General features: G+C 47.4%; 2 protein-coding genes. Both read right to left on the minus strand.

Annotated features, from left to right (window positions below; all coding sequences use genetic code 11):
• The coding region (locus tag KDK17_RS07210; RefSeq protein ID WP_257287716.1) for a hypothetical protein at positions 1 to 5,723 on the minus strand (5,723 nt) is incomplete at its 3' end.
• A gap of 88 nt (positions 5,724 to 5,811) precedes the next feature.
• Positions 5,812 to 6,236: hypothetical protein (locus KDK17_RS07215; RefSeq protein ID WP_257287717.1), on the minus strand; the 425-nt coding region annotated here is incomplete at its 5' end.

Genomic DNA, 6,236 nt, shown 5'->3' on the forward strand with positions numbered 1-6,236 from the left:
TCAAATTCATCCACTGTCTGATATCCGTCGACACCTCTGACGGCCTTCATGTAGTGCTCAATCTCAGTCTTGCTGATCAGGCCTTCACGCATCAGGGCGATAATCTTGTGACCACTGGCAAAATGGGTAGTGACGAATTCCGAAAAACTTTTCAGGTCCTCTGGTTCATGCTCGACGTAATGAGTGGCTGTTTTGCCCATGCCGTAAATGACCTCATCGTATTCCTGAGCCCCATTTTGCAGCTGATTCCTGGCTCTGAAAACCAGCCTCTGGACTTTAGCCAGAACATTCAGAGGTTGACCTTCCATAGGCTCGGAAGAGGGGAGCGGGAAGATCGTTTTCAGGCGTTTGAAGACTTTTACAATCCGGTTGGCCTGATCAAACGTCAGACTTTCTCCGACCAGTGTCCGCAGTCGGACCGGTGCAAGTTCATCGTCAAAATCGAAGGTCGTGAAGCAGGGCATTGCCTTACCGCTTTCTACAGCTAATTCTGCAAGACCCATTGCAGCTTCCAGAGCTTGTTTCTTGAGAGAGTGCTGCTGCATGAAGTCGCGTATATCGGTCAGAACTTTGACCTGTCTCGGCGTGAACTGAAAGGGACCACCGTCATTTTCGACGGATTTTTCTGCAGCCTTCCGGAGTTCCTTCATTCTCTCAATGTCTGCTTTCCTGGTTTCAATCTCACTTTCCAAGCGAGCCTGTTCCTGAGTCAGTCGCCCGATGTCGCCACCAGTAGCATCATTGCCGCCCAATTGTAGTTGCCTGTTTCGCAGGGCATTAACCCGATGTTCATAGTTGTCAGCAGGGGCGGGTTTAATACCCACGGCTTTTTCAGTGGCTCCAATAAGCGCTTGATAATCTGCCAGATCTTGTTTTGCATTGGATACAGCTTCTCTTTTATGCCTCAGGGCTAAAAACAGCTCAGTTATTTGTCCTGGTAAGGGTTCAGCCAAATCATCGATGGTACTAAAAATATTCTCATGTATTTTACAAATCAGAGCCGCTTCTGCGAGATCCTCATCAGCCATTGCACAGGTTAAATCTATACTTTTCATGTCGTGCTCATGCAGAAATTCCGTGACCTGAGCGTACTTTTTTCTGGTTAAAGGCAGCTCACCCAGTGCTTCATCGAATTCGTCCTGTCCCTGACGATCTTTAAAGGCTGCATTGGAAATAAAATAATCAGCTTCTTCCTCTGTACCGAGGTCATCCCCCTGGATGTTAAGACCTGCTCTGGCTCTCAGTTTTTCATGGCCTTTGCCACGAAGAGTATTCAACTGGTGATGAACACTTGCCAGCTCACTTTCAGCTTCTGCTACTACTCGTCTGGCCCTGGCTACCTCACGATCAAGTACGTATCGGGGTTTTGGCCCCAGCCGGGCCACTTGCCTGTCAAGCTCATTCTCAATGACTGCGATGCGCTCGTTAATGTCAGGCTGACCCGCATTAAAAACTTCTTCATCCAGCGCCTGGAGTTTTTTTTCAATCAGACTGTTCTGGTCGTCGATAGTGGCATCGTCTTTATAGTCCCCAATGTTGAGTTGATGAGCCATTTCATTGTTCCAGGCTCTTCTGGCAACTTCTTCATCACAGTCTTTGCTCACTTCGTCCAGTAACTCACTGATTTTGACTCTTAGGGCATACTTCCGGTCAGGCAGGGTGGCATCCTTCTCAAACGCTACCTGCAGCTTACTGGCCAGCTCAGCAGTGAACGCCATGCTTCTTTCTCTGGCTGCAACGTTTTCATGAGGATATATCCTGAGCTTGTCTTCTATAGCTGCAAGATAACCTGTCTGTTTTTCACTGGCTTGCTCATCGACCTCTTCGACTTTATAGGTGAGGCGCCTGCGAAGTATACTGAGCCATTCCGGGCTCCCTTTTTTCGGATAAGAAAGGGTAATATCTGTAAGAGGGCTCTCGGGTTTGAGACTCTTCATGTACTCAAGTCTGCGGTTTTCTTGTGTGACAATATTATATATCTTGTCCAGCATGTACTCCGGGACATCATCAGCATCAAGCCTTGTACGAACCCTGGCAAGTCTTGCTGCTTTGTTATCACCTCTATTGATTTTAATGTTGAACACCTGTTCTGTGGCTGACAGTATTTCCAGGGCCTCTTCCTCTGCCCGCTCACTGGCTTTTGTGATGAATGCCTGCATGCTGTCAGAAATATCCTCGCGACGGAGATACACACCATCGTTTTCATCAACGTCACTCATCTCAAGGGCTTTTTCTACGGCACTCAGTGTCTCAAGAACTTCAGGCATGGCTTTGGGGTGGCCTGGTGTTTGGATGTCATGCAGTTGTTTTTCCAGCTCTTTAAGTTTGAAGAGCTTGGCATGTACTGTTGACTCCAGGGTGTCGCGGTCTTCCAGTGTGGTGTCTTCACTCAGCTTGATATCAAGAATCGCCGCCACAGCATTTTTCCTGAGCCTGGTGTAAGAATGCTCCATATCGCGTTGTTTGCGCATTTTATAAAGTTTTTGACGCAGACGTTGCCCCTGGGCATTTATTTTCTTAAGTTTTTTAATCAGGCGTTCTTGTTGGGCGTCAATATCTGCATTGCTATCAAAGTTCTGAATGTTTAAATGCGCGGCAATGGTTGCATAGCGGGCTTTGATATCAGGTTCATTTTTAGCATCTGTTCTGGTGCTCTGTTGCTGAAGATATTGCTGATCGATCTGCACTTCCCGCAACTTAAGGTGCTGCTGAATGTTCTGGCAACGGACTTCCGGGTTCTTTTCATTATCCGGAACCAGACCAGACTGACCTTCAGTGTTAGCCAGAATATTCTGCATTAACCGATCGGTTAGTTCTGCCTTTTGTTGCAGGTGGTGTTGAATGTTTCGACAGCAGGTATCCAGTTTGTTTTCATTGACAGGAGTAATACCCTGCTTGCTGACAGTGGCCGCCAGTTTTTCTTTTAAAGCTTCTTCCCCGGGTTGTCCTGATCTGGTAATCGATGTTGCGGTAACTGGTGTTGCGGTAACTGGTGTTGCGGTAACTGGCGTTGCGGAAATCGATGTTGCTGCTATCGCTTCACGAACTTCTTTTTTCAGAATGGGAGTACGATCGACTTCTTTCTGAAGGTTCTGTATCCAGTGACTCCGTTCTGCCAGTTCTTTTTCGATCTGAGCGTCCTGTGTCCTAATGTGTTGCTGAATGGTCCGGCAACGCATCCCCGGGTCTTTTTCGTCAACCGGGACCAGACCAAGCTGACCTTCAATGTACGCCAGATTATTCTGGATTATTCGATCGCTCGCGTCTTCCGTGATTATACCGAACCGATAATCAATTAAAGCCATATTATTCTGGATTAACCGATCGGTTAGTTCTTCCTTTTGTTGCAGGTGCCGTTTAATGGGCTGAAGGATATCCGGGTCGCCTTCATTGATCGACGTAATATCGCGCTTGCCGCCAATGGCCGCTGGTTTTGCTTTTACAGCTTCTTCAACTGGCTGTCCGGTTGCGGCAACCAGTTGTTTGATTTCATGTCTAATGAGACTGGCTTGTTCTTCGGGTGGCTGGGTATCATCCCAGTCATCAATACCAAGCTCTGCTGCTATTTGAGTGTTGCGAACTTTTGTAGCATCTGCTCTGGCATCACGAAATTGTTGTTCCAGCTCTGAAATTCGTTTGACTGCCTGCTCTTGTAGATGCTGAGCTGGCGGATAAACGACCTCAGGCGCATGCGGCTTAAAGAGCTGCAGAATGGCTTTGTGTCGGGCTTCCAGGTCATTTTCGTTGTTCGGAATCAGACCGAGTTGATTTTCAATGCTGGCCAGTCGGATCTCCTCTGCGATGGGGTCTGCCTTTTGTTGCAGAGGCTTTCCTTTTGCAATAATTGTTGCGACCGTCATCTGGTGAATTTGATGAATTTTTTTTTCGATACGTCTGAGTTGTTCTCCGAGTGGCTGGGTATCATCCCAGTCAACAATACCAAGGTTTGCTGCCCGTTGAGTGTTGTAAGCTTTTCTGGACTCTTCTCTGGCGTCACTCATTGGTTGCAACTTTGGAATTCTTTTTACTTCCTGCTTTAGCTTCTCCAGCTGGTTTTGCATTCTTACAATTACTATTCGAGTGTTTGCAAGTTGATTCTCATATTCTTGACAGAACAAAAGTGCTATCGGATTTTCCTTTTCACTGCAATTAGCTTCCTCCGAAGTGAGTTTTAACAGGTTTCTGAGCTGGATGAGTTCTCTTTCATTTGCCTCCTGCGCTATCAGTTGAGTTTCTACTTCAATCAGCTTTCTGGAGGTCTCTCTCATAACGTTGGAAATAAACGCTTCGTCATGCTCAGACGTTTTGGCCTTCGTTTGGCTAGTATCACTCATCGAGAGTATCACTGGCTGAATGTTCTTAATAAAGATCGGGTTAGCCAGAAGATTTCTAAGTACGGGTTTGAAGCTGAAGTGTTTTTCGAGTTGATTATGAAACAAGGTTGGTGTGAAGAACGACGAAGCGACCCTGATGTGCCCTATTGTGAAATCAAATTCATCTGCTTGATCTGAACTGGCAATGGTCAGTGCCTGCTGGATAGATTCATAGTCTGCAAGCGCACTCAGTTCTAATGTGCCAAGACCAGCACCGCGGCAACAATCCAACCGTTCAGCAAACCCCTCCAGTAGCGCCATCTGCCTGCTTCGAATGACATACTGGTAGCTTTTGACCTTGTCTTTTTTTACCTGTGCTACGGCGGGAGTGGGGTTATTAGGGTTATTTTCTTCCTGGAAGCTGTTGAGGCGTTCCACAAAAGCGATGTCGGTCGGGTTCTGTTTCTGACCGCGGAAAACAATAATTTCCCCCCGGGCCTCAGTTACTTCCAGTTTTGGATAACCAACAGGCATTGGATAAGCCTGTCTTTCATCTCTAACGTGTACAACATAGCCGACGGGCTGATGGTATGACAAGAGATCATTCAGAGCTTGCTGTTGTAAATCTTCCCCCAGAACATGAACCTGGGTGTAAGCAGAGGTGGCTGCTGCAAGTAAAACTTCATCGTTGACAAAGAGCGATTGACCCAGACGCCGCAATTCAGGAGGCTGATCACCGGAAGCGATAAGACGCATGAAAGTGCGCCCTCTTACTTCAACTTCGTCTACTTCAATGGTGGCAAGGACAACGTAGTTATCAGCTTCGCCCAGGTTTCCTGCTCTTTCATGCGCACCTTTCAGCACTCCGGCCAGATGTTCGGGATTGGCGATTTTTGTTAGCGGTTCTAAGGGTTGTACATCACCTGACTGAGCTCGAACAGCCGCAATTGAATTCTGATGGATCATTCCGTCTCTGACTTCAATGACCAGCACCTTTTCTGCAAGGTTCTGGGTGAACTTGAATACCCCCTCATTACCGACCTTCAGGACTTTGGTGTACTTCCTGGCAACGTCATCCTTGCTTGTTTCAAACTGATCAACCATGGAAACGCCGCCCCCGATGCCAGAAAGAACGTCTGTGAAGCCTTCAGAAGGAACGTCGTAACCCGCATTGACTTCAGTCTGATCAGGGTAGGTAGTTGTAATGGATTTGGGTATTGGCTGCTGGTTATCACCCAAAGTTGGCTGAACCACAACCTCACTCAGGATATACACCGCCTGTCCATTGCTCTGAATATCGACAGACTTTGTCAGCAGCCTGCGATCGGCCAGTACCTGTGTGACAGTGATGGAAGAGCTGATGGCTACGGCCACTGCAAGACTTAATGCATTGGGGCGGGCACATGTCATTCTATTACCTCAGAGCTGAGTACTTTTGTCACTGTGAAAAGTGAGGTCCACACCAGGCGAGGGAGCAACGGTTAATCACCCATGGCTGTCAATTGCTCATGGCTGTCCTGTCACCACTCTTTTGCCATTCGTAGAAGGTACCCAGAGTGTAAGAGTAAGGAATACTTTTTGCGTGGGAGAATGACCATTCAGGCACATTGTCCCTGAAGTATTTCTCCCAGCCATGCTCATACATCTTCATGGTGCGATCACGACGTTCGCGGAACTGAAGATAATTCTCGTTCCGTGTCCAGCCATTTATAATGTTGTTTGTTTTAATACGGCTGGCATACTCTTCGTCCGTTTCATTGAAGTGTTGAGGCGTAGCAATGGCAGTACGTTTCACATAGTCAGATTCTGTTTCACCTCCGCCTCTCCAACGATTAATCCTGTCAAGACTGCGGCCCAGAGGTCCTCCGAGCCATTGAGTGAGCATCTTGTTGTCGTTCATGAAGAAGTCGAAAGTGAGACTCG

It is taken from the genome of Endozoicomonas sp. SESOKO2 (assembly GCF_024606245.1).
Classification (GTDB): domain Bacteria; phylum Pseudomonadota; class Gammaproteobacteria; order Pseudomonadales; family Endozoicomonadaceae; genus Endozoicomonas_A.